20 protein-coding genes are annotated in these 23,126 nt (G+C 71.4%); 8 read left to right on the forward strand and 12 right to left on the reverse strand.

Going from position 1 to position 23,126, the window contains the following annotated elements; translation table 11 throughout:
- Nucleotides 1-86: 86 nt before the first annotated feature.
- Both ACFYR0_RS28965 and ACFYR0_RS28970 read left to right on the forward strand, forming a co-directional pair.
- Nucleotides 87-449, forward strand: coding sequence for a hypothetical protein (locus ACFYR0_RS28965; protein WP_389334329.1), 363 nt, complete (start codon nucleotides 87-89; stop codon nucleotides 447-449).
- A gap of 930 nt (nucleotides 450-1,379) precedes the next feature.
- Nucleotides 1,380-2,468, forward strand: coding sequence for a GNAT family N-acetyltransferase (locus ACFYR0_RS28970; RefSeq protein ID WP_389334332.1), 1,089 nt, complete (start codon nucleotides 1,380-1,382; stop codon nucleotides 2,466-2,468).
- 278 nt (nucleotides 2,469-2,746) lie between these two features.
- Here the strand turns inward: ACFYR0_RS28970 and ACFYR0_RS28975 are convergent, their stop codons facing one another.
- From ACFYR0_RS28975 to ACFYR0_RS28990, 4 genes are all read right to left on the reverse strand, one after another.
- Complete coding sequence (locus ACFYR0_RS28975) at nucleotides 2,747-3,517, reverse strand: methyltransferase domain-containing protein (protein WP_389334335.1); 771 nt, start codon at nucleotides 3,515-3,517, stop codon at nucleotides 2,747-2,749.
- A gap of 215 nt (nucleotides 3,518-3,732) precedes the next feature.
- A complete protein-coding gene (locus tag ACFYR0_RS28980) occupies nucleotides 3,733-4,056 on the reverse strand; it encodes a hypothetical protein (protein WP_389334338.1) in 324 nt (107 codons plus the stop codon).
- Nucleotides 4,057-4,697: 641 nt separating this feature from the next.
- Complete coding sequence (locus tag ACFYR0_RS28985) at nucleotides 4,698-5,552, reverse strand: MBL fold metallo-hydrolase (RefSeq protein WP_389334341.1); 855 nt, start codon at nucleotides 5,550-5,552, stop codon at nucleotides 4,698-4,700.
- 193 nt (nucleotides 5,553-5,745) lie between these two features.
- Nucleotides 5,746-6,414, reverse strand: coding sequence for a hypothetical protein (locus ACFYR0_RS28990; RefSeq protein ID WP_389334344.1), 669 nt, complete (start codon nucleotides 6,412-6,414; stop codon nucleotides 5,746-5,748).
- A gap of 215 nt (nucleotides 6,415-6,629) precedes the next feature.
- On the opposite strand from ACFYR0_RS28990, the gene ACFYR0_RS28995 reads away from it, so the two are divergent.
- The 3 genes from ACFYR0_RS28995 (at nucleotide 6,630) to ACFYR0_RS29005 (ending at nucleotide 9,336) form a co-directional block, all read left to right on the forward strand.
- Nucleotides 6,630-7,928: a cytochrome P450 gene (locus tag ACFYR0_RS28995; protein ID WP_389334347.1), complete on the forward strand. Its 1,299-nt coding sequence runs from the start codon at nucleotides 6,630-6,632 to the stop codon at nucleotides 7,926-7,928.
- Nucleotides 7,929-7,994: 66 nt separating this feature from the next.
- The gene (locus ACFYR0_RS29000; protein ID WP_389334349.1) at nucleotides 7,995-8,549 is read left to right on the forward strand and encodes a hypothetical protein; all 555 of its coding nucleotides are present in this window, start codon (nucleotides 7,995-7,997) and stop codon (nucleotides 8,547-8,549) included.
- Between the two features lie 304 nt (nucleotides 8,550-8,853).
- A complete protein-coding gene (locus ACFYR0_RS29005) occupies nucleotides 8,854-9,336 on the forward strand; it encodes a DUF4231 domain-containing protein (RefSeq protein WP_389334352.1) in 483 nt (160 codons plus the stop codon).
- Nucleotides 9,337-9,413: 77 nt separating this feature from the next.
- Here ACFYR0_RS29005 and ACFYR0_RS29010 read toward each other — a convergent pair whose 3' ends face one another.
- From ACFYR0_RS29010 to ACFYR0_RS29020, 3 genes are all read right to left on the reverse strand, one after another.
- On the reverse strand, nucleotides 9,414-9,902 hold the full coding sequence (locus ACFYR0_RS29010) for a GNAT family N-acetyltransferase (protein ID WP_389334355.1): 489 nt from the start codon (nucleotides 9,900-9,902) through the stop codon (nucleotides 9,414-9,416).
- 212 nt (nucleotides 9,903-10,114) lie between these two features.
- Nucleotides 10,115-11,596: a flavin-containing monooxygenase gene (locus tag ACFYR0_RS29015; RefSeq protein ID WP_389334358.1), complete on the reverse strand. Its 1,482-nt coding sequence runs from the start codon at nucleotides 11,594-11,596 to the stop codon at nucleotides 10,115-10,117.
- Nucleotides 11,593-12,543, reverse strand: a complete 951-nt coding sequence (locus tag ACFYR0_RS29020; protein ID WP_389334361.1) for a patatin-like phospholipase family protein — start codon at nucleotides 12,541-12,543, stop codon at nucleotides 11,593-11,595. Before ACFYR0_RS29020 ends, ACFYR0_RS29015 begins: the two co-directional genes overlap by 4 nt.
- 58 nt (nucleotides 12,544-12,601) lie before the next feature.
- Here ACFYR0_RS29020 and ACFYR0_RS29025 point away from each other — a divergent pair, with 58 nt between their 5' ends.
- Both ACFYR0_RS29025 and ACFYR0_RS29030 read left to right on the forward strand, forming a co-directional pair.
- Nucleotides 12,602-13,195 carry a TetR/AcrR family transcriptional regulator gene (locus ACFYR0_RS29025; RefSeq protein WP_389334364.1) on the forward strand — a complete coding sequence of 198 codons (594 nt, stop codon included), beginning with the start codon at nucleotides 12,602-12,604 and terminating at the stop codon, nucleotides 13,193-13,195.
- 219 nt (nucleotides 13,196-13,414) lie between these two features.
- Entirely contained in the window at nucleotides 13,415-15,157 is a 1,743-nt protein-coding gene (locus ACFYR0_RS29030) for a VanW family protein (protein WP_389334367.1), read from the forward strand.
- Nucleotides 15,158-15,278: 121 nt separating this feature from the next.
- On the opposite strand, the gene ACFYR0_RS29035 is transcribed toward ACFYR0_RS29030, so the two are convergent.
- The 3 genes from ACFYR0_RS29035 to ACFYR0_RS29045 form a co-directional block, all read right to left on the reverse strand.
- On the reverse strand, nucleotides 15,279-15,671 hold the full coding sequence (locus ACFYR0_RS29035; RefSeq protein WP_389334370.1) for a hypothetical protein: 393 nt from the start codon (nucleotides 15,669-15,671) through the stop codon (nucleotides 15,279-15,281).
- A gap of 106 nt (nucleotides 15,672-15,777) precedes the next feature.
- On the reverse strand, nucleotides 15,778-17,070 hold the full coding sequence (locus ACFYR0_RS29040) for a DUF6745 domain-containing protein (RefSeq protein ID WP_389334373.1): 1,293 nt from the start codon (nucleotides 17,068-17,070) through the stop codon (nucleotides 15,778-15,780).
- A 505-nt stretch (nucleotides 17,071-17,575) separates the two neighbouring features.
- Complete coding sequence (locus ACFYR0_RS29045) at nucleotides 17,576-17,764, reverse strand: hypothetical protein (RefSeq protein WP_389334376.1); 189 nt, start codon at nucleotides 17,762-17,764, stop codon at nucleotides 17,576-17,578.
- A gap of 87 nt (nucleotides 17,765-17,851) precedes the next feature.
- Here ACFYR0_RS29045 and ACFYR0_RS29050 point away from each other — a divergent pair, with 87 nt between their 5' ends.
- On the forward strand, nucleotides 17,852-18,373 hold the full coding sequence (locus tag ACFYR0_RS29050) for a potassium channel family protein (RefSeq protein ID WP_389334379.1): 522 nt from the start codon (nucleotides 17,852-17,854) through the stop codon (nucleotides 18,371-18,373).
- Nucleotides 18,374-18,455: 82 nt separating this feature from the next.
- On the opposite strand, the gene ACFYR0_RS29055 is transcribed toward ACFYR0_RS29050, so the two are convergent.
- Both ACFYR0_RS29055 and ACFYR0_RS29060 read right to left on the reverse strand, forming a co-directional pair.
- Nucleotides 18,456-19,553, reverse strand: coding sequence for an FUSC family protein (locus ACFYR0_RS29055; protein ID WP_389334382.1), 1,098 nt, complete (start codon nucleotides 19,551-19,553; stop codon nucleotides 18,456-18,458).
- A 289-nt stretch (nucleotides 19,554-19,842) separates the two neighbouring features.
- Nucleotides 19,843-23,124 carry a protein kinase gene (locus ACFYR0_RS29060; RefSeq protein WP_389334385.1) on the reverse strand — a complete coding sequence of 1,094 codons (3,282 nt, stop codon included), beginning with the start codon at nucleotides 23,122-23,124 and terminating at the stop codon, nucleotides 19,843-19,845.
- Between the last annotated feature and the right edge of the window lie 2 nt (nucleotides 23,125-23,126).

A 23,126-nucleotide genomic window follows, 5' to 3' on the forward strand; every position in this document is an offset into this window, starting at 1 on the left:
CGTGACGTTCCCTGGCCCGGAGGCACCGGTCTCGTGGGCTTGCCGAAATCGCCGTGCCCCTGTGCGAGAAGGGACAGGACCAGCCCGTGGGCGTCTATGTGTCGGTCAGAGGATGGCTGGAGTGCGACGACAAGCAGCTCGCCGCCATCCAGCAGATCATCTCGTCTCACGAGGATGAGCACTACTCCCACGGATGGGGCGCACCTCGTCAGCACATCAACTGGACGCACTACGTCTTCTACGGCGCCGACATCCGGCAGTCGGCCGTGGACTGGCTTGTCGGCCAGATCAGAGAGATCGCGCGGATCCCGGCGGACGCCGACGGGGACCGCGTCAGGGGGTTGTTCCTCGCCAGCCACGAGATCGAGGGGACCGCCGAATGGCAGGTCCGCGAGGGGCGACTCGTCATCTTGCCGGGCGACGTCAGACACCGGTACCTCGACGATTAGCCCGGCCTCCGCGGAGGGTTCCGGTACCCTGCTCCGCCGCTGGCGGTCCCTCACGGCAAGGGCCTCCGCTCGGCGGCGGTCGCGTCGGCTCCGCCGCGTGAGGGGCCTCCGGACTGTTCCCGGGCCTCCCCCAGCCGCCCCGTCGCCCGATGCCGTGAACCCTCGACCGGACGTTCCCCTCGGGCAGTTCTGCTGTTCACAGCCCTCGACGGCGGCCGAGCACGGACGATGGGCGGGTCATGACGGCGCGTTCACTTCTCTGGCCAATCCCTGGATGCCGCCGCCCCCCGGGCGGCACGGCCGCGACAGGCGTGAGGTCTGCCGCCTCGTTCACGGTGGGGGCGACAGCGCTGGCAGCCGTCGGTCATCACGTCGCCTTCGGCGGCGCGGCTTCGGCAGTCGGCGTCGCCGAAGTGGCGGCCGTCCTGTTCGTGGGTGGTCTGCTGCGTTCGTCCGGGTCCCGGCCTCTGGCGTGCGATCTCACCACCATGGCCTTCGCGCAGGTGTTTGCCTGTGGCTGGTTCGCGTTGCCGAGCGCGGGGGCGGGCGGCACGGAGGCCGGCTTCCACAACGGGCCGGGCAGCGCCGTGTACGCCGGGGCGGCACTGGTCACGGTGTGGGCTCTGCGTACCGCCGAATCGCCGCGGACCCCGCTTCCCGGCCGGGTGCAGGAAGTGCTGTGCGTCGTGGCGCACTGCCTTCGCGCCCTGACCTGCGCCCACGCGTTCCGGCCCGCTTCAGCGGACTCGGGCCGCTGCACCGTGCCGCCCGACGACGACGAGCACGCCGTCGTCAAACTCCTGCCGGCCGCACCGGTCGGACGCCGGGGCCCTCCCCGGCGCGCAGCCGATCCACCTTCCCGGACGCCTCGCGCAGTGCTGAACTGCACCGCGGCGTCCTCAGAGCGACCACGCGCGGCCAGGAGTTTTCATGACCACCCGTATCCATGTTGTCCACCCCCGTGAGATGACCTCAGCCGATCTCGGCCTCTGGCGCGAGCTTCAGAGCGCACCGCCCGGCGCGGCCACTACCAACCCCTTCATGAGCGCCCCGTTCACCCAGGCGGTCGGCCGTGTGCGCCCCGACACGCAGGTGGCGATCGTTCATCAGGACGGCGAACCCGTCGGCTACTTCCCCTTCCAGCGAGGGCGCTGGGGTCACGGTGGCGCGGTCGGCCTGGGCGTCTCCGACTGCCAGGGGGCCGTCGTGCGCCCGGAGGCGCGTCTGGACCCACAACACCTCATGCGCGCCTGCTCGCTGAGCGCGTGGGAGTTCAACCATCTGGAGAGCGGCCAGGAGCTGTTTCTCCCTTACACGACGGGCAGGTTCGCCTCACCGGTCATCGATCTCACGTCCGGATTCGGGCAGTACGAGGCCCATCTGCGCGCCCGCTCACGTGGCTTTCTGAAGGCGGCGCGGGCCCAGGAGCGGCGTATGGACCGGCGTCTGGGCCCGGTGCGCTTCGTGTACGAGGAGCGGGATCCGACGGTTCTGGACACCCTGATCGCGTGGAAGTCCGCGCACTACCGCCGCACGGGCCGCCGCGACCCGTTCACGCGGCCGTGGATCACGGAACTCGTGCGCCAGCTGTCCGCCATGGCCCATCCCGAGTGCTCTGGCGTTCTGTCGGTGCTCTACGCGGGTGAGCGGCCCGTGGCGGCGCACTTCGGGCTGCGCTCCCGTACGGTCTTCTCGTGCTGGTTCCCTTCCTACGACCGGGCCCTGGCCGCCTACTCGCCGGGCCGGGTCCTCTATCTGCGCATGATCGAAGCCTCCGCCGCGTCGGGCATCCGGCTGTTCGACTTCGGCAGGGGTGACGCCGCCTACAAGAACGCCTTCAAGACGGCGGACCTGTCCGTCCATGAGGGAGTGGTGCGCACGCCCGGTCCGGGTGCCGCGCTGCACTGGTTGCGTCGCGAACCGGTCCGCGCCGCACACCGTCTGGTGCGCAGCCAGCCGGCCCTGAAGGGCGCGGCGGTGCGTACTCTCGCCGCGGTCGGGTCGCTCCGCAGGCACTGACTTCGGGGCTGGGTCGCGGCGACGGTCGACGGTCACGGCACCGCCGTCGGCAGCCCTGCCCGCCTGCTCCACGACCCCGCGCACCCGGCCGACGTCCTGGCAGCCGCGCTGGAGGAGCGGGGCCGCCACCGGGGACATCGCCGCCTGGATCGCGGCCGGTGACCCCGGTCTCGCGGACCCGCCGGGTGTCCTCGACCCTCGACCCCTATGCCTTCACCCCCTCCTGCCGCGTCCGCGCCGAACTGCCCGACGGATGGATCACCCGGTCCGACCGACCGTCACGCCCCCTTTCCGAAGACGAGGACCTCGGTGGAGGCGAAGCCCATGCGGGCCGGGAAGCTGGCCTCCAGGGCGCAGCCGAGGGTCGCGAAGAGGTCCACGCATGCCTGGCGCGGCATGGCGGCGGGGTAGGAGTCGTGTCCGGCACCGCCCTTGGTCGCCCAGGCACGCATCGTGGCCGGGTCCAGGCAGGTCTCCGTCATCACGTCGAAGACGATCCGACCGCCGGGGCGCGTGACGCGCGCCATCTCGAGGAAGTAGCGGGAGGCGCTGAGGAACGTCACGGTGTTGAAGACCTTGTGGGCCTGCACGAGGTCGACGCTCCCGTCGGGCGTCGGAGCGAGACTGCATCCGGCGGTCGGCTGGGCCACGACCTCGAACGTGTCCACGAGGTAGTCCACCCAGGGCGCCGCCGTCTCGTAGATCTCGTAGCGGCCCGGTGAGCACTCCTTCAGTGTCTTCTCCAGGTACCGGCCGGACCCGGGGCCGATCTCCAGCACCGTGCTCGGCGCGGCGGCGAAGACACCGAGACCGCGCAGTTCGTCGATCGTCGCCTGGGTGGCGCCCGGCGTACCGTTCATGACCTCGTCGATGTAGTCACCGACCGACAGTCCGGATGACCGGGCTGCCCGCATGGTCGCCTCGAAGGGGAGGAAGTCGTCCACCCCGCCTCGGGCGTTGGTACTGCGCACTATGTCGAATCCGGCACGTCCCAAGAGCTTCTTGAGGCCCGACCGTACTGCGGCCGTCCCCTTCGCCGCTGCGCTCATACGACTTGACCTCCCAGGTCGTTTCCACTCTCGGCGCCCCGGACGAGGGGAACTTCGAATGCAGATATCGGGCGGGACGGCGAATGCGGTTCCGCGTGCTGATGTGGTGTGGATATGGCCGGTACGGCAGGCACAGCGGACACTCCCCGTGTGGGTGAGGGCACGCCGGAGTCAAGGGCGTGCTCGAGGGCATGGTGTGGTCGAGTGATGTGGTGCTACGGAGCGCAGGGCTGCACGCGATGGAGCAGACCCACGAGCCCGTGTGGTCGCGGCGGTGCGACGGCCGGGCGGAATGCGCCGTGCAGCATCTGCAGGAGTGCGTCCGTGCGGCGTAGGAGGAACCGGAACACGTAGGGCGGGTACGTCCACCAGCGCAGCCTGCTGCCAGTCACCGCGTACGCCAGGCGGGACGGCAGATGGCTTGTGCTGCCGAGGAGGAGGACCAGAGCCAGTCCGGCGAGAAGGTTCAACGCGGCCATGGCCAGGGGCTGGTGATGCACGGCGGCCGGGAGCCGCAGATGCCCGTCCGGTCGGGCCATGAGGACGTCCGCCCTCGTCAGTGCCGGCCAATTGGGCAGAAGCACTGGCACCGCGGTGAGGGCGAGACCGACCGCACGGGGTGATCCGGAGCGTACGGCCGGGTAGGCGGACGCAGCCAGAACCACTGCCGCGATCCCCAGCACCGGCCGGGAAACGGTGGAGTCCGTCGTCGCGTGGTGCAGCCCTGCGACGAGCGCGGAACTGACCAGGACAACGACGACCGCCCGGACTGGCACCCCTCGCGGAGAGGGACGCTGAGCCGAGCGGTGACGGTCAAATGCACGGAAGCGCGGCATAACCCGACCATCATTACCGAAGCGCACTCGACCTTGAGTGCGAATACCGCATTCCGGATAGAGAGGGGCGCGGTCAGGTGCTCGGCTCGCAGCGCCAGGGCAGTTGGGACGGCGACGCACGCCAGCAAGGCCGCACCCGGCAGTCACCTCCAGCGGGCTCAACTCGAAGGCGCCGAGGCTCGGCCGGCCTTCGGCCCGCCTCTGCATGCGGCTGCCGCGCGGCAGGTGGGCTGCGCCCAGAGGATGCCGCTGCCTCACGGTCAGTCCCGGCGACAAAGACGCTGCCGAGAAGGTGGAGCGTCTGGCAGACCCTCGCGGCCTGACCGGCCCCCGAACGTCTGCGATCACGCCGAGAGGAACGGCTCCGTCAGGTGCGGTGTCGCCAGGTGCAACGTGGTGGCGGCTTCGCGGGCGAGCATGCGCTCCCTGGAGTGCCTGGCAGCCTCGGCGTCGGCCTCGTGCGCGTAGGCGAGCTCGGGGTGGAGCAGCTGGAGCGCGTGCACGAGTAGGTCGCCGGTGACGAGCGCCGTCTCGCGCCCGTCGGCGATCAGTACGCTCTGATGTCCGGGCGTGTGACCGGGCGTGGCGACCGCGCGCCCGGTGCGCAGCGCTGTGTCCCCGTCGAGGAGCCGGAGCCGGCCGACGGCCGCGAGCGGGTCGGTGAGGGTTTCGCGGAGCTGCGGGTTGAGCGAGTCGAGGGCGTCCAACTCGGCTCGCTGGAGCAGGTATTCGGCGTTCGGGAAATAGGGGCGGCGGCCGGTCGATGCATTGCCCTCCACCGCGTCGCCCGTCGACGGGACGGCCGCCTCGGACACCACGGCCCATCCGACGTGATCGGTGTGCAGGTGTGTGAGCACCACGGTGTCGACGTCGGCAGGGTCGATGCCCGCGGCGGCGAGCGACTCAGGGAGCACACCGGGCACGGGCGCCCACGAGCCGGCCGGGCTGTCCGCCGGACCGATCCCCGCGTCCACGACGGTCAGGCCCTTGTCGCCGCGGATCGCGTACGCGCGGAACTGGAGCCGCCAGCGGCCCTCGGCGTCGACCGCGCCCGGGTCGAAGCGGTCGGCCTCGGCCCACTGGGCGTCCGTGGCCTCGGGGAAGGCCTCGGCGCGCGGGGAGAAGAACGGGCCCTCGGCGTCGGCGAGGGCGATGATCTCGGTCGAGCCGATCCTGAGGCGGGGAACGCTGAGGGACATGACGGCGATCCTGCCATGCCCTCCACACGGGTTGTGGCTCACCCCCGTGCCATGGCGATCTCATCACGGGCGAGGTGATCCCCCAGGCGAACAGCGGTCAGTGCAGAGGTCGTTGGCGTCATGGCGCTGCCGGGTAGGACCGGCAAAGCCGTCCGGCGGCCTCCGTTCGCCCCGCGAGTGGGTGGTCGGCCGCTCACCTCTCCCGCGCGGCCTCAACGGTGAGCGGGTGCCCGGCAAGCGCCGCAGCCGCGAGCTTCCGCACGTCCACACGGTCGCCGTCGAAGAACTCCGGCAGCACCACCGCTGCCGTCGCATCGGTCTCCGAGCCGCCGTCGGCACGCAGTATCCGCGTCCGCTCGGACTCCGGTCCGACACCCAGATGGACCAGAGGATCGCGAACCTCGAGTTGCAGCCACGCGCCTACGGAACAGGGGCCCTCGACCGACAGGAGACCGGCCTCGTACAGGTCGGTGACCAGAAGGTCCTCAACTCGCAGTGCACCGGCGATGAAGAGGACGCACTCGCTCACGCACAGCAGGTTCCGCGCCGCGACGGAACCAGTGACACACAGGGTCGGATAGTACCCCTCGTTGTAAAAGTGCAGCGCGCCCTCGACGGTCAGGTTGCCGTCGATCACATGGACCACTTCCACGTCCTCGCGCGCGCTGACGTCGTCGATACCGCAGCCGACGGCCACACCACCGGCCACAACCAGGTCGCCGGAATGAACGAAGACGTGCGTCGGCTCCTCGCCGAACAAGGCGTCCAACTCGAGGTCCGGGCCCACGAGGAACGGATAGCGCTGCGCGGCCTCCTCCCACGGGACGGTCTCCCAGGTGGTCGTCAGTTGGCCGAACAGCATCGTTCTCCCCAGGACTCACGGTGGGCGGGGGAATCATACTGACCAGGGAGGGTTCCGGTTCCGTGGCGTGGGCGGGACCGAATCCGAGGCACGTCCCACTGCTCCTGCGAATGGTTGGGCCGGTAGGTCCGTCAGCTCAATACCGCTTCTCCTGCACCAAGTTGGAGATCAACGACAAGACCGGGCACGCCGCCTCGAACCACTAGCATCCAACAATGCGCACATCCCCAACGCTGCTGCGGGCCCTTCGCCCTCAAGTCCAAGAGCGCCTCTACGACTTCTACGACGAGATGCGCGACGCCGACGACCTCGTCTGGGACCGGGCCCTGGGCGCGTGGATCGGGACCTCGCACGCGGTGGTCAGCACCGCGGCAGCTGATCCGAGGCTCTCCTCCGTGCGCTACCCCGACATCTCGGCCGTCTCCGAGGAACTGCGGCCGCTGGCCGAAGTACTGAGCCGCCAGATGCTCTACAGCGACGCCCCCGAACACCTCCGGCTGCGGGGCCTGTTCAGCAAGGCCTTCACGCCCAGGGCGGTGGCGACGCTGCGCGCCCGGATCGCCGAAGCCGTCGACCGCGTCATCGCCAAGGCCGCGCCGACCGGCCGGATGGACATCGTCGCGGACCTCGCCCGCCCACTGCCCTTCACCGTCATCTGCGACCTCCTCGACATACCGCAGGCGGACCGCCCAGCGCTCGCCGTCTGGTCCGAGCCGATCGCCGAGGCCATCGGCAACTCACGGCTCGACGCCGACGGCAGTCGCGCCGCCTCGGAGAGCATGGCCCACACGCTCGCCTTCCTCCGTGAACTCCTGACCCGCGACGACACCCCGCCGGCCCCCGGCACCCTGCGCGCGCTGATGACCGCCCAGGCACAGGAGACCGACCGGGACGCCGACGATCTCCTCGCCAACTGCGCCCTGCTGCTGATCGCCGGCCACGAGACCACCACCCACTTCATCGGCAACGCCGCACTCGCCCTGCTCAGCCACCCGGACGCGGCCGACCAACTACGGCGCCGACCGGAGCTGATGCCGGCTGCGGTCGAGGAACTCCTGCGCTACGACACCCCGGTACAGCTGATGCTGCGGCGGGCGCGCCACGACCTCGACCTGGCGGGCCGCGCCATCGCCGAAGGGCAGACCGTGCTCCTCGTGTGCGGCGCCGCCAACCGGGATCCGGCCGCCTATCCCGATCCTCACGTACTGGACTTCGAACGGCCCGGCGGCGGACGGCACATGGCGTTCGGGCACGGCCCCCACTTCTGTCTCGGTGCGGCGCTGGCCCGTCTGGAGGGCGAGATCGCCCTGGAGGCGCTCCTCACGCGGCTCCCCGGCCTGCGCCTGGACGGCACCGCGCCGCAGTGGCAGCGCAGCCTCAACTTCCGCGGGCTCACGCGTCTGGACGTCGCCTTCACGCCGGGTGCGGCCGGAGGCGGCGGCTCGGCTTCGGGCCCGGGATTCCGTGCAACCGGATGTCCGGAGGGCGGCGTCCCCTCCTGTGATCGATTCTGAAGCGGACCGCCGACCTGAGACCGACGTCGAGCGGCATCGTGGGCGGTACTTGGAGAGGGGCTACGCGTGAACCCAGGCCGACAGGTGGAGTTCCACGCTTCGTGCGGGCACTTGATCTCGGCTCCGGTCGACCGTGCCGGGCAGGCCGTCCGCTGCCCGTACTGCCACCAGGTGGCCACGGTCCCGCCGCCCGATGTTCCGTACGCCTCGCCCGTCCCTGTACCGGTCGGCGCCGCCGAGCCGGCCGCGCTGACCGCTCTCTACCTCGCCGCGCTGATCGGCGGGGTCGTGGGGGCCGGGCTCATCTACCTCGTCATGTTCGACGAGTTCTCGGAGTCCGAGCTCGTCACGATCACACCGCTGTGGTTCTTCCCGGTCGTCTTCGGCCTGTACGGTTTCGTCTCCCAGCGGCTGCTTCGCCGTATCGCCACGGGACGCGCGAGCTCCCTGAGCGAGGCCGCCCGCTTGACCATCGACATCGCCGGTCACTGGGCAGCCCTGGTGCTCTTCCCGTTCCTGGTACTGAAGTGGCGCAGTTCCCTGCTCGTGTCGCTGGCGGCGGCGGGCTTCTGGGCCGTTCTGCTGTGGCTCTTCTTCACTCTGCTCTTCCCGACCCTCTGAGCCGCGTCCTTCGGCGAGGCAAGGGCGCAACCGGCCCTCGGCGACGGGTGTTCCGAACAGGCACGTCAGTATGAACGACGGTTGACGTGCCTGGGGCGGCCGGATTGGACGTTCTCCCGTGCTGCGGGTCGGGGCCGGGTCCCGCCGCCGGACACGATGCGATCGACGACCAGCGCCGCCGAAGTGCTGCGTTCCGAGGGCTCGGCGCGCTCTGCCCCGCAGAGACAGTAGGCACTTGACCCGCGCCCCTGTGCCAGGGTGGGCTCCGCGTGCAAGCGGAGTGACGACGGACTGTGGGGGCGGAATGCAGGCGAGCAACGGACCGGGCGCAGGTCTCAGCCCGAGCGAGACAGCCGTGTTCCTGCTGGGCAAGATCCGCCAGGGCAACGACTACGCGCGCCTCAGGAAGCAGCGATTCCGTAGAAGTGCCTCGGTGATCAGAGTGGCGACGCTGGCCCTTTCCGCCGCGTCCACCGTCATCCTTGGCCTTCAGAACCTCAACACCTGGGCCGGCCTGGCCTTCGCACTGGTGGCACTGGGGACGCTGCTGGGCGCCGTCGAACCGTTCTTCAACTGGCGTTCCCGGTGGGTGTTGATGGAGGAGACGCAGTACCGATTCCAGCGCCTTGCCGACGACCTCGAATACCTGCTCGCGTCAACGGCAGTCGACGAGCTCACGCACGACCACCTGCGCGAGATATTCGATCGCTACCAGACGGTCTGGGACGACCTGAGTCGTGTGTGGCTTGAGCACCGCCGCGAACCGGCTCCGTCGGCGGGCGCGTAGCACGCGGCCGTCGAGCGGCTCCTGCAGACCGGCGACCATGCAGACGAGGCGGGTGGCCCGATCGTCGGCGCATCACGTCATTGTGGAGGAATGCGAAACTCGAACTCGGGACGGTCCCACGGCACGGCGGGCGGGTTCGCGAACACGGTCCCGGTCCGGAGCGCACCCACGCGGTGGTAGAAGTCCTCGGCGGGAGGGTGCGACACGACCTTGAGACTGTCGATCCCGGCGGCGCGGGCCTCGGACCGCATGTGCGCGACGAGCAGCCGTCCGATACCCCCCTTCTGTACGTCGTCGGCGACGAACAGAAGGTCGAGCTCCGGCGGAGTGAGGACGAGCGCGTAGAACCCGAGAAGGCGGCCTTCCTGCTCGTCGGCGTCGACGGCCACGAAAGTGCGGTGGGCCTCGATGTAATCAGGACCGATCCGGTAGCCCGCGACCGCGGATGCGTACTGGCCCTCGTAGGCGGCTGAGCCACGCACGAGCCGCGTGAGCCGTTTGGCATCCCGTGCGACGGCCCTCCGGATCGTGATCGGCCGGCTGATCGGGGCAGTGCGTGAACTCATGGCTAGATGATTTCGCACCCGTGCGTGGCTCCGCGCGGCGGGTCGGCTGATCACAGAGACGTTCCCGCACCTTCCCCAGAACCGCTGGGCCGACTCACACGGCCATGCAGGCCGGTGACCTGGACGCCACGATCGCCAGGCCGCGGCAGCAAGGCCTGGCGCTGAGGCGGCGCCGTTTCAGCAGGTCATCGCGCGTGTCGATGGGGGACGGCTCATGCTCTGAGCTCCCGACGGTCGGTGGTGTGGACGACGGTGAAGTCGCGGGCGTCGAAGCGGGCCACCTGTGTGCGGAGCCGGCTGGTCGACCATGGCCAGCTGAAGCTGTTGCGGCCGTTGGCGTCGAGGTAGTAGCTCCGGCATCCGCCGGTGTTGTAGACCGTGCCCGCGAGGGCGGCCTGCAGTTCGGTGTTGTAGGCGGCCTGCACGGCGCGGCGTACCTCGACCGACGCCCACCCTCCGGCGCGCGCCGAGCGAATCGCGCCGCAGACCAGGTCGAGCTGCGCTTCGAGGATGGTGAACGCGGAGCTGTGTCCGGTGCCCAGGCCGGGTCCGAGGAGCAGGAACGCGTTGGGGAATCCGGCGGTGACGGTGCCGAGGTACGCCTCGGGAGAGCCCCGCCAGTGGTCGGCGAGAGAACGTCCGGCTCCGTCGTGGATGAGGTTGGACAGGGGCATGTCGAGGATGTGGAAGCCCGTACCGAGGATGATCGCGTCCACTGCGGCGCTGCCGCCGTCGGCGCCGAGCACGGTGGTGCCGTCGATCTCGCGGACGGCGCAGGCGTGCACGTCCACATTCGGGCGGGTCAGGGCCGGGTAGTAGTGGTTGGAGAACAGGATGCGCTTGCAGCCGATGGTGTAGTCGGGGGTCAGCTTGCGGCGCAGTCCACGGTCCCGCACGGTGCCGCGCAGGTGTGCGCGTGCCACGGCCTGTACGCCGCGCATCAGCGAGGGCTTGCGGAATCCGCGGCCCAGTGTCTCCATGGCCCGGTACTCCAGCGCGGCGACGGCGGCGCGGGCGCCGGGTACGTGTCGCATCACCCACCGTTCGGCCGACGGTATGCGATGGTCCGGTTTGGGCAGCACCCACTGGGCGGTGCGCTGGAACAGGTGGAGCCGGTCGACCTGCGGGGCGATGGCCGGGACGAACTGCACGGCCGAGGCTCCGGTGCCGAGCACCGCGACCCGCTTGCCGCGCAGGTCGTAGTCGTGGTTCCAGCGCGCGGAGTGGAACACCTCGCCGGGAAACTCCTCGAGGCCCGGGACAGTGGGGACCAGCGGCTCGTTCCACGGCCCGGCACCGGCGATCAGGAACCGGGCGGTGAACTCGCCGGCGTCGGTGCTGATCCGCCACCGTGCCGCGCCGGGCTGCCAGTGCGCCTCGGTCATGCGCACCCCGAAGCGGGTGTGCTCGCGCAGCCGGTGCCGGTCGGCGACGCCTTTCACGTAGGCGAGGATCTCCGGTTGATGGGCGTACACCCTCGTCCAGTCCGGGTTCGGCGCGAACGAGTAGCTGTAGAGCCGGGAGGGCACATCGCACTGGCAGCCCGGATAGGTGTTGGCCCGCCAGGTGCCGCCGAAGTCGTCGGCGGCCTCGATGATCAGGAAGTCGCGGATCCCGGCCTCGCGCAGGCGGACCCCGGCGCCGACGCCGGAGATGCCGGCGCCGATGACGATGGCCTCGAAGTGGGTGCTCATTCTGCGGTGCTCCTGTCGATGGCTCGCCGGACACGGTCGGGCGCGGTGCGCAGGGAGACGGCGAGGGTGGCCGGGCGGCGGCCGATGTCCATGAAGTTGAAGCCCATGACGGCCAGGTCCTCGGCGCCGGGCTCGATCCGGACGACGCGGGTCCCCGCTGCCCGCAGCAGGTGTTCCTCCGCGTCCAGGGTCCGGGTCATCCAGCGCCTGGCGACGCGTTCGAGGCGGCTGAGCCCGGTGGCGGGGGCGCCTCCGGACGTCGCCATCGGGGCGACGATCACGACCTCGTCCAGGCCGAGCGGGGCGACGAGGTCGGCCGACGTAGGCGACACCGTCCCGCCGTCGAGGTAGGCGCGCCCGTCGATCCGTACGGGAGGGAACCAGCCCGGGATCGCCCACGACGCTGCGATCGCGCTGCCGATGTCGGCGGCCGGGGCGCCGGGCGAGCCGAACGCGACCCGTCCGCCGGAGCGCGTGTCGGTCGCCACCAGCCATGTACGTGACGAGGCGAGCCATGTGCGGCCGTCGGCCAGGGCGGCGCCGAAGGCCCGCAGCCACTGCGCGTCCCCACGGCCGCGCGGCAGGAGACCCAGCAGCCCCGACCCGAGTGAGACTCGGCCCCGCGCTGCCGCCGCCGTGAGTCCGGCGCCCGGCAGTCCCGGCCACGGAACCGGTGGCAGGGCGCCCGGGTGGGTGGCCACGTGCCGCAGGAGCAGCGGGTCCGCGTCGGACCGGCCCCGCAGTGCCGCGAGGAGGTCGGTGACCGACCGGCCCGACCCGAGCGCGGAGACGATCTCCGCTCCCGCCGAGGTCCCCACCAGCACCTCTGCCGTGCGGGCGTCCCAGTCGAGCTGTTCCTCGACCGCGGCCAGCGCCGCGACCGTCCACGCGAAGCCGAGGGTGCCGCCGCACCCGATGACCAGCCCGCGTCGTCGAGTCCCCGCCATAGATTCTCCCGGTATTGAGATTCCAAGGGAATCCGAAAGCTAGCGGTATCCTCCGGGGGTGGCAAGACTGACCCGGGCCGAAAGCCAGGCCCGCACCCGCGAACACGTCCTCGACACCGCGTACACGCTCTTCCTGAGCGACGGCTTCACGGCGACGTCGATGGAGCGTGTCGCCGAGGCGGCGGGCTACTCGAAGGGGGCGGTCTACTCCAACTTCGCCACCAAGAACGAGCTGTGCCTGGCCGTGCTCGACCGCATCGCCGGGGAACAGGTGACCCGGCTGGCCGCCGCGATGGGCGACGCGCCCCGTTTCGAGGACCGGATCGCGGGATTCGCCCGCTGGGCCGACGAGACCATCGGCGACAGCTCGTGGACCTCGCTGGAGGTCGAGTTCGCCACCGCCAACCGCCGCGACCAGCAGGTTTGCGAGCAGCTCGCCCAGCGTCGGCGCACCGTCACCGACACCCTCGCGGACCTGATCCGGGCACAGGCCGACGAACTCGGCATCACGCCCGCCCTGCCCGCCGAGACCGCCGCCCTGACCCTGCTCAGCCTAGGCATCGGGCTCGGCGTCCAGCGCGCCTTCGACACGACCGTCCCGGTGCAGCCCATCGTCGACCTGCTGCGCAGCGTCATGGGCGGGCGCTCCTGAGGGCCGATGGCGGCGGCTCACCCCTGGGTCCGCCGACGGGAGCGCTCCCCCTTCGAACCCAATGCCCCTTTTGGAGCTCAAGGCCCCGACTGATCTCAAACGCCCCAGTGTGATCTGAGTGATATCCCTTGATGCCTGTTTGTGCGTAGCCTGACCGACTGTTCTCGCACTCAGTGCCGTGACATCGCGTGCACGTCACGTCGATCGTTCAGGAGCCCCATGCGCCCTCCGATACCCGCCCTCCTCCGTACCGCCTCCCGCCCGCCCGTCGCCTTGGCGGGCGGCGCGCTGGCCGTCGGCGTCGGCGGTCTGTACCTGACAGGGCTGCTGCTCACCGGCGGCGAGATCCAGTCGGGGACGACGGTGGACGGAGTGGACGTCGGAGGCCTGACCCGTGAGGAAGCGGCCCGGAAGCTGGAACGGCATCTGGGGCAGGCCGGCCCGCGGGAGCTGGCGGTGAAGGTCGGCGACCGCACGGGCTCGCTCGACACGCGGCAGGCGGGGCTCGGCTTCGACATCGGGGAGACCCTCGACCGGGCGGTGTCCACCCATGCGGATCCGATCGGCGTGATCGGGGGACTGTTCAGCTCGGGCGGGGAGATCGAACCGGTCGTGCAGGTGGACGAGGGCAAGGCCCGTGCCGCCCTCGGAAGGCTGGCGAAGTCGCTCGACGAGAAGGTCCGCGACGGCGCCGTCTCCTTCGACGACGGCCACGTCGAGCAGGTCGCCCCGCACCGCGGGTACGCCCTGGACGTGGACGCCGCGGTCGGCACCGTACGCGACGCCTTCCTGCGCGGCCCGGCGGACCAGGTCACGACGCTGCCCGCGCGGAAGACCGAGCCTAAGGTCACCGCCGAGGAGGTGCGGCGGGCGGTGCGCGAGTTCGCGCAGCCGGCGATGTCGGCGCCGGTCACCCTCATCGCGGACAGCGAACGGTTCACCCTCACCCCGGCCGTGCTCAGCGAGCACCTGACCATGCGGCCGGACGACACCGGCAGGCTCACACCACGGCTCGACACCAAGGGGCTGCGGGCCGCGCCCGCGGTGACCGACGCCCTGAACGGTCTCCCCGCCACACCCCGCGACGCGCAGCTGGCACTCGAGGGCGACAAGGTCGTCGTGGCCGCCGACGCCACGCCCGCCGTGGAGGTCACCGACAAGGCCCTCGGCAAGGCCGTCCTGCCCCTGCTCACCAAGTCGGACTCCGCCCGCACCGGCGAGGTGACCACGCGGCGGATCCAGCCGGAGCTGACCCGCGCGAACGCGGCCCAGCTGGGCCTCAGGGAGAAGGTGTCCAGCTTCACGGTCAACTTCGAACCGGCCCCCTACCGGACGAAGAACATCGGCCGGGCCGTGGAGCTCATCAACGGCTCCCTCGTCAGGCCGAACGAGACCTGGAGCTTCAACCGCACCGTCGGCGAACGCACCGAGGCCAACGGCTTCGTCGACGGCATCATGATCTACGACGACAAGTTCGCCAAGGCACCCGGCGGCGGCGTCTCCGCCGTGGCCACCACCGTCTTCAACGCCATGTTCTTCGCGGGCGTCAAACCGGTCGAGCACGGCGCCCACTCCTTCTACATCGAGCGCTACCCCGAAGGCCGTGAGGCCACGGTCGCCTGGGGCAGCCTCGACCTGAGGTTCACCAACGACTCCGGCAACGCCCTGTACATCCAGGCCGAGTCCACCGACACCTCGGTGACCGTCACCTTCCTCGGCACGAAGAAGTACGACGAGATCACCTCGGTCAAGGGACCGCGCAGCCAGGTGCGGGAGCCGTCGACGAAGGTGAGCACCGCTGAGCAGTGCGTGCCCCAGACCCCGCTGGAAGGGTTCGACGTCACCGTGGAGCGGGTCTTCCACGACGACGGCCGGGAAGTGCGGCGGGAGCCGTTCCGCACGCACTACACCCCGCGCGACGAGATCCTCTGCGAGGAGGCCCCGGGCAGGAGCCGGCCCTGAGGACCAGGCAGCGCCCGGACCAACACCCCGCAGCCCCGCCGCCGTTCACCACGCCGGCCACGGCACCCGCAGGTCGAAGAGTCTGACGCACGACTGATGCCGGGGCAGATCCTCCTCCCGGTCAGTCCAGGACCACCCGGTCGTCGAGCTCGACCTGACGGCGTACCAGGTACGTACCCGGAGCATGGCCCATGGCGCCGTGTTCGGGGTGCAGGACGTACGCCGTGGCGCCCTCGTGGACGGTGAAGCAGCCCACGTCCGCGCCCTCGCCGCTGTTCGGCGCCCAGGTGACCGGGCCGTCGGCCACGAGCAGGTGGGTGTTGCCGCCGTCCTCGGAGGAAACCAGAGGTATCCCGGCGGCGGGTACGAGCCCCGCGGCCCTCGGCGGCTCGTACCCGATCAGGCCGACCGGAATGAGCCCGATGTCGCCCTGGCGCTGAAACCCGTCGGAGACGGGGATGGCCGCCTGAAGATCGAGGTGGTCCAGGACGTCGACGCCGGCGAGAGCGGTCACGTGTCCGAGTGTGGGGCGTTGGGTGGTCATGGGATTCTCCGGTTCGTGGGCGGTGCGGGGTTCGGGCGTGATCCGGTCCGTGAGGCGGCCGCTCCGGCAGCCCTCCTCATGTGGCCCGGGCGATGGTGAGGTACTGCTCTCGGGTGAGGCCGAGCAGACCAGCCGCCGCGGTCGTGGCGTCCGGGGTGTCGGCAGGCACGGTGAGCCCGTACTGGCGGCGGGTGCCGTCTCGTTCGACCGAGGCGTTCGTGCACAACAGCACCCGGACGCGGCCGCGTTCGTGGGGCAGTTCGTAGAGGCTGAGCCATTGCCCGGGATTGCCCGGGTCCGGCTCACGGCGGCCAACCTGGCGCAGACCCGCCGCCACGATGAACTCGGGCCACCCCATCCGCTCGATCGCGCACCGGCGGACCTCGACGTTGGATTCGGCGAGGATGCGAGCGGTGTCCCAGCTGCCCGCGATCAGAGTGGCGGGCACCCTCCTGCCGTGCCAGGAGTGGATGGCCCAGCCGTCGGGCCATACGGCGGCCGGCCCCTCGGCACAGTGGAGACGCCCTTGCGCGTCCCGCCGGAAGACATCGGGGCGCGGGGTGAGGACCGCATAGTCACGGAAGGCCCACCAGTAACCGGCGTGCCGGGCCACCTGCTGCTCGCCGTGGAGGTCGTCCATCCCCATCACACCGAGGCGTTCCATGGCGTCGGCCCACATGTACGGCGCCACGCCGAGGCCGGACAGGGCACGGCCCCGCCACCAGCGCACGGGCAGCCGCGCCGGCACCCCCTCCGGCACCGGGGAGACGCCCGCCTGCTCGGCGACCTGCGCGAGCAGCTCCGCCTGAACGGCCGCCACCACGTCCAGGTCGTACCGGGCGGAGCGGATGTACCCCTCGCTGTCGGTCCAGCTGCTCAGGACCCCGAGGTGCTGAGCATTCACCTGGTCCTGCACATGGGAGTGGACCACGAACCGCCAGCCGTCAGGCGCCGCTCTCGGCTCCCGCAGCAGTTCCATGACCCGTGCGTCCACCGCTTCGGACACCTGCGCCCGGGCCCGGTCGTAGACCTCGGGCCGCAGGATCCAGTGTCGCCCGGGCACCAGCTCCCGCCGCAACCGCCGGCGGAACCGGGCACGCACGCGGGCGGGCCGGTCACCCAAGACGGAGGCGATCAGGCCGGGGAGCATCGCCTGCCCGATCAGACCGGCCCAGGGGGAGCCCAGCCAGACGATGAACGGGGGCGGCGCCAGACCGCACGCCCGGTAGGCGGCCCGGACCCCGTCCTCCGCTGCCGCGCGGTCCCCCGGCCCGGTCGCCCGGTCCACGGCCGCCCAGTCCTTCGCCACCTCTCGAAGGACGTCCTCCTGCCCCGCGGTCAACTCCGTGATACGGATGCCGGATTCCATGTCCCTCCCTCGAACTTCATGTCTCTTGATCCGTGTCGACGCCAGGCGATGGCGGGGCAGCAGGTGACCGAAAGACCGGGACCAGTGAACGGCTGGGATGTCTGAGACGACGAAGCAGGCGACAACGGTTCCCTCCCCGTGCGTGGACGGCCTCCCGGCTTGATCCCAGTCCTCGCTCTGGATCTGCCACGTCCTGGCAGCCGTGCGACGGTGGACACAGGACCGCGGCCCCTGCACGCATGTCGCCGCCACGTGACGGGTCCCCGCTGACCGCGGTGATCAGCTTGGAGGATGCGTCATGCGGGAGAGGGACGGAGCACCGGGCGGACCTCGGGGCGAGCGCTCAGCACGGCGGGGTGGGGCGAGGGGCTGTGCGCGGCCCGGACGAAAGGCGGCCGAGCGGGGGGCTCGACGGGCACGGCGGGTGGCCTGGTGGGGCGGGGCGCGACGTGGGGTCGTGGGCCGTGTACCCGCGGCGACGGGTGGGCGCGTTCGGCTTCCTCGATCAGGCCGTGCCGGCGGCCGCCGCGGTGATGTGCGCGGTCCCGTTCCTCTTCCAGCTCCGTCCGCGCGAGGCGCGGGAGCGGCTGCGGCCATCGATCTGGCTGATCGTGGTCGTGTGCCGCACCGTGCTGGGCTCGGCCACGGGCATGATGAGACAGGACCGCCACAGGTCCTTCCGGGCGGCGCTCACGACGAAGAGGCGACCATCGTGACTCCAGGCAGCCGAGGCACGCCCCAAGGCCGGGGCAGACCCTCGGTCCGGAGGATCAGCTGGACCATGGCCCGTGCGGTCGGCTCGGTCGCCGTACTGGTGACCCTGTACTACCTGCTGCCCCTGGACCACTCGTCCACGACGGCGACCGTCACCATGCTCTTCGTCGGGCTGGCCGGGTTCGTCGCGCTGGTGGCCGCCCAGGTCCGCTCGATCATCCGTTCCAAGCACCCGGGCCTGCGGGCCGTCGAGGCTCTGGCCACCAGCATCCCGTACTTCCTGCTGCTGTTCGCCGCCAGCTACGTCGCGCTGGCCGCGCTGTCGCCCGAGAGCTTCGACGAGCAGCTGTCCCACAGCGACGCGCTGTACTTCACCGTCACGGTGTTCTCGACGGTCGGATTCGGTGACATCACCGCCAGGACGGAGACCGCTCGGCTCGTGGTCACCGTCCAGATGCTCGCCGACCTGGTGATCCTCGGTCTCGCCGTCAAGGTCGTCGTGAGTGCCGTCCGCCGCGGCCAGAAGCGCCAGAAGCGCACGGCCGATGCGTCCCGTGATGAGGATGAGGCCGGAGACCAGGGACGATGACGGCGAGCGGGCCCGACGCGGGAGACGCCGGGGCGACCTGGTGGGCTCCTGGCTGCCGACCTGCCGCCGCCCACCGGGGTGGTCAGAGCCGCCCGGTGTGCCCGGCGGGAGCCGCGGAACGGGGCGGTCGACCGCTCGTCGCCGTGCGCTTGGCCAGCAGTCCGGCCAGGTACGTCACCACGACGGCGATCCCGACCCCGGCGAAGGTGAAGCCGATCCGCCGTGCTTCCTCCGCCAGGTCCGTCGGATGCGGCAGCCCCTCCGCGATCAGCACGGTCCCGGCCACCGCCGCGATGTACCAGGTGTAGTTCACGGCGCGGATCGCCCCTGCGAGGCCGCCCAGGACCACGAGGATCACACCCATCGCGATCTTGTTGTCGAGGCCCAGCAGGACCACCGCCGCCAGCGTGGCACCGATCACCGTCCCGGTCAGCCGCTGCGCCGCCACCAGCGTCGACTGCTCCAGGCTCGGCTTCATCGCGACCAGCGCGGCAACCGGCATCCAGTCGGCGTTCGGCACCTCCAGCCCGAACGCGATCGCCACCGCGGCCGCCACGGCGACGGCCCGGATCACCGCGTACATGATCACCTTCCGGCTCAGCGGCATCGGCGTGGTGTCCCCCGGGAGCAGTTCCGCGCCGGTCTGCTGCCGCCCGGACCGTCCGCCGGCCAGCCACATCAGACCGATGTAGCCGATCATCAACGCCGCCCCGACCAGCCAGGCCAGTGCCTGCGGCCAGGCACTGGTGTGCACGCCGTCCGCCCGGTACGCGCTGGGCAGCGCGAGCGCGATGAGGAACCAGACGTTCAGCAGCAACGCCGCGACGAACCGGTGCGTACCGTACGTCACGGCCAGGCCGGCCAGCACGGTGACCACGAACGCGGCCAGCACCACCCACCCCCATGCCTGCGCCCCCAGCCAGTAACCCAGCGCGGTCAGCAACGCCCCGGAAAGGGCGATGACGGCCAGTCGCGGCGCGCGGTAGGAGTAGCGGCCGCCCGGGTCGCACAAGCCGGTGAACAGCGCTGCCAGCGCCACGCTGACGAAGTACTTCTCCTCGCCCAGCGCGCCCAGGACGACCAGGGGAAGCAGCATCACCAGCAGAATGGAGATACCCCGCCGCAGGTTGAACCCCTGCCGGTCGAGCTTGAAGATCGCCGAGGTCTCGAACCCGGTCATCGCTGACACCTCCGACCCGGGATCGGTGAACAGCCCGCACTGCCGGCGCTGACCCGCCGGGGCCGGTATGCGGCGGAACGAACCCTCACTACGAGAATCCCCGCTGATGACCGCGACCGCGACCGCGACGGGGCGCGGACGGTGCTGCCCGATCTGGCTCCCGTGCGGGTTCCACGTCAGCTGCTGTGATCTTCAACGGGAAGGACCCGCCCGCACCGCGGCATCGTCACAGCGTGCGTCGGACATCCCTTGCACCTGCCCGACCTGCTGGTTTCCGGTGATCGGCGGGTCATCCGGGCGGGCGGGTGTACTCCCAGTCCAGGTCCCAGCACAGCACGGTGCCCTCGTTGTCGCACGAGGCGGCGTGGCAGCCGTCGGCGGAGAGGGCCACGCTGAAGACCGGTGTGGTGTTGCCTTCCAGGGGGCACACCAGGCGGCCGGTGCGGGCGTCCCACAGTCGTACCGTGTGGTCGAGGGAGCCGGTGAGCAGCAGGGTGCCGTCCGGGGTCAGCGCGAGGCAGGTGATCGTGTCGGGCCCGGCCCGCACCTCCAGCACCCGGGGCAGGTCGGCGCGGCAGAGCCAGACGGTACCGGGGGTGCTGAACGGGCCGTGGGCGGCGGCTACGACGCGTCCGTCGGGGGTGGCCGCGGCGTGCAGGGTGTCGCCGTACAGGGGCAGGCGTGCGGTGAGCAGCCGCCGTCCGTCGCGGGTGTCGAGGACTTCGGTGTGTCCGTCGCCGGTCACGATGACCAGGACGTCTCCCGACACGACGGCCGCCCGGTCGTCCGGGCCGGGGAAAGCGTGCAACGGCCGCTGTGCGTAGCGGTCCCACAGCACGCTGAGCCCGCCGTTGTGGGTGGAGAGCGTCAGCGGGCCGTCCGGCGGGTCCAGTCGCAAGGGTGCGCCGTCCGGGCGGTGGAGGGTCGCGGCACGGCGGGCCGTCGCCAGGTCCCAGACCCTGTGCCCGCCGCGTGTGTCCGTGGTGAGGGCGTGCCGGCCGTCGGCGCAGACCACCGTCTTCCGCACCTCGGCGCCGTGCCCTTCGTCGGCTCGTGTCGCGTCGCCGGTCCGCAGGTCGTGCACGGTGACGTCGCCGGAGTAGGAACCCGCGACCAGTCGACGCAGGTCGGCGGTGAACGCGACCGGGCCCCGGGCCAGGCGCCGGTTCGTCCGGGTGCGCCACGCTCCCGCGAAGGCGGAGCGGCGGTCGGGTGCGCCCACGCGGCGCCACAGGGGCAGCAGCCGGGGATGGCGTCGGTGGCCGGGCAGGGCACGGATGGCCCGGAGCCGGTCGAAGGCGTCCGCGGTACGCCCGTCGTCGAGGAGTGCGGCCGCCCGTTCCAGGCCGGCGGCCGCGGTGCGGGCGTCCTCGATGAGACGGGCGGCGGCGCCCGGGCGGGCGTAGCTCCATGGCGCCGGAGGCCCGGCCGGCGCCGGCCAGACGACGCCCACCGATTCTCCGTCGGGGATGCTGAGCAGGGCCACGCGGCCGTCCGCGCTCACCGCGGCCTCACTCCCCCTCGCGTCCTCCATGGTCGACAGGCACCGGTTTCCCTCCAGTAGCCACTGCTGCAGGCCGAACTGGTAGTCGGTGGACAGTGCGATCCGCCCGTCGCCCCTGACCGCGACCGGGCCGCCGCCCCACGCGTCCGAGCTGCCCAGGTCCCTTACCGCCATGGTCGTGAGGTCGATCAGCCGTACGGTGTTCCGATCGGTGAGCGCCAGCGCGTAGCGGCCGTCCGGGCTGAACGCGAAGCGACGGTTCAACCGGTCCATGCCACCCAGCAGTTCCCCGCTGCGCACGTCCCATACGCGCAGCAGCCACCGGTATCCGTCGAAGGCCGCAACCCGCTCCCCGCCGGCGACGACCGTCAGGGCGCTGCCGAACGAGTGGTCGTGGTGCTCGGACGGCTCGCTGAGCACGCGCACGGTGTCGCCGAGGAGGCGCACTGAGCCGTCCGTCCCGGACACCGCGACCGTCGCGGCGTCGCCGCTCACGGCGACCTCTTCCACACCGTGCGGCGGCAGGACCCAGCGGCGCCGGCACCTGCCGTCGGCGGTGTCCCACAGCCGTACGTGGCCGCTCTCGTCGGCGGAGACCGCGGCCCGGCCGTCCGCGCTCGTCGCCACCGATTGCACGGGCGCCTCGTGCCCGGTCAGCAGGCGCACGGGCCGGACCGTGTCGAGGTCCCATACGCGCAGGTCGCGCATCTGGTGGGAGACCACCGCCAGGTGCCCGTGGGCGCTGACGGCGAACACCGGCCGCCGCTTCAGGGTGCTGCGCTGCAGGACCGCGAGCGGGCGCGTGGGAGCCATCCGGTCGGCCTCGGCACGTGCCGCGACGACATCCGGGGTGTCCGGCAGCTCGCCGAGCAGCCGCAGGGCGCTGTCCCTGTCGCCGCGTTCGAGGTGGATCAGGGCCAGCAGGTAGGCGCCGGTCTCCCGGCCGCCCTGGCCGGCGCGGACCGCTTCCACGTCGGCTGTGAGGTCCCGGTCGGTCATCGTGCCCGCACGCCAGCGCCGCAGGCCCCGGTTGTACGTGGCGTGGGGATGGCGCGGCTCGACCTGCAGCGCACGGTCCCACAGTTCATCGGCCCGCTCGTGGTCGCCCAGGTCCATCAGGGACAGGGCGTGGTTGGACAGGCCGTCGGCCAGGAGCTGTGCATCGGTGGGCTGTTCACGCGGATAGGGCTCGCCGGTGGCCTCGGCGTAGATCCCCATCAGCTCCCGGGCGATCTCGCCGAGGCCCGACGGGCGTGCCGCGGGGTCCCTGGCGAAGCAGCTTCGCAGCATCTCGATCAGGGGCTCGGGCATGGGCGGGATGACCGGATCGTCCGTGCGCGCCACGAGGAACTGCTCGAAGACCTGGGCCGCGGCCTGCCCGAAATAAGAGGGCGGTCCGCCGGCGAACATCTCCCACACGCTCACCGCCCACGACCACACATCGCTCGCCGTGCTCAGCCGCTCGCCCCGCGCCTGTTCGGGCGAGCAGTAGGCCACGGTCATTCCGGCGAAGGTGACCGACGGGTCCGCGCCGGGTCCGGCCGTGTCCGGGCCGGGCGTCGACGAACGGGCCCGCGCCAGACCGAAGTCGGTGACCTTGACGGTGCCGTCGCCGGCCATCATCAGGTTGGCGGGTTTGACGTCCTGGTGGACGAGCCCGCGCCGGTGCGCGTGCTCCAGACCCCACGCGGCCTGTACGGCGACATCGAGGAGCCTGCCCAGCGCCGCCCCGCGGCCCCCGCGGTACAGCCGCCGGTCGCGGACCGCGTCGGCGAGCGTGCCGCCGTCCACCCACTCCGCGAACACCCGGGGCACACCGTCGATACGCCGAACGTAGACGCAGCTGACCAGATGAGGGTGGGCGCCGAGCCGGACCCACGCGTCCGCCTCGTTCTCGAAATCGGCCAAGTCGGCCGGGGTGGCGACGAGTTCCGGCCGCGGCGTCTTCACGGCCAGGTCGATGTCCCACTCGAGGTGCCGGACCCGGTGGACCAGGCCCATCCCACCGGTGCGGATCACCTCCCGCACCTCGTAGACGCCGAGCACGACCTCCCCCGGGGCCCACACCG

It is taken from the genome of Streptomyces sp. NPDC005017 (genome assembly GCF_042873115.1).
Lineage (GTDB): Bacteria > Actinomycetota > Actinomycetes > Streptomycetales > Streptomycetaceae > Streptomyces.

What these genes read in the sequence shown, in the direction of transcription:
- ACFYR0_RS28985 (WP_389334341.1), bottom strand. Translation starts at nt 5,552, where the DNA reads ATGTCCCTCAGCGTTCCCCGCCTCAGGATCGGCTCGACCGAGATCATC.
- ACFYR0_RS29050 (WP_389334379.1), top strand. Translation starts at nt 17,852, where the DNA reads ATGGCCCGTGCGGTCGGCTCGGTCGCCGTACTGGTGACCCTGTACTAC.
- ACFYR0_RS29015 (WP_389334358.1), bottom strand. Translation starts at nt 11,596, where the DNA reads ATGAGCACCCACTTCGAGGCCATCGTCATCGGCGCCGGCATCTCCGGC.
- ACFYR0_RS28975 (WP_389334335.1), bottom strand. Translation starts at nt 3,517, where the DNA reads ATGAGCGCAGCGGCGAAGGGGACGGCCGCAGTACGGTCGGGCCTCAAG.
- ACFYR0_RS29055 (WP_389334382.1), bottom strand. Translation starts at nt 19,553, where the DNA reads ATGACCGGGTTCGAGACCTCGGCGATCTTCAAGCTCGACCGGCAGGGG.
- ACFYR0_RS29030 (WP_389334367.1), top strand. Translation starts at nt 13,415, where the DNA reads ATGCGCCCTCCGATACCCGCCCTCCTCCGTACCGCCTCCCGCCCGCCC.
- ACFYR0_RS28980 (WP_389334338.1), bottom strand. Translation starts at nt 4,056, where the DNA reads ATGGCCCGACCGGACGGGCATCTGCGGCTCCCGGCCGCCGTGCATCAC.
- ACFYR0_RS29005 (WP_389334352.1), top strand. Translation starts at nt 8,854, where the DNA reads ATGCAGGCGAGCAACGGACCGGGCGCAGGTCTCAGCCCGAGCGAGACA.
- ACFYR0_RS28995 (WP_389334347.1), top strand. Translation starts at nt 6,630, where the DNA reads ATGCGCACATCCCCAACGCTGCTGCGGGCCCTTCGCCCTCAAGTCCAA.
- ACFYR0_RS29020 (WP_389334361.1), bottom strand. Translation starts at nt 12,543, where the DNA reads ATGGCGGGGACTCGACGACGCGGGCTGGTCATCGGGTGCGGCGGCACC.
- ACFYR0_RS28990 (WP_389334344.1), bottom strand. Translation starts at nt 6,414, where the DNA reads ATGCTGTTCGGCCAACTGACGACCACCTGGGAGACCGTCCCGTGGGAG.
- ACFYR0_RS28970 (WP_389334332.1), top strand. Translation starts at nt 1,380, where the DNA reads ATGACCACCCGTATCCATGTTGTCCACCCCCGTGAGATGACCTCAGCC.
- ACFYR0_RS29010 (WP_389334355.1), bottom strand. Translation starts at nt 9,902, where the DNA reads ATGAGTTCACGCACTGCCCCGATCAGCCGGCCGATCACGATCCGGAGG.
- ACFYR0_RS29040 (WP_389334373.1), bottom strand. Translation starts at nt 17,070, where the DNA reads ATGGAATCCGGCATCCGTATCACGGAGTTGACCGCGGGGCAGGAGGAC.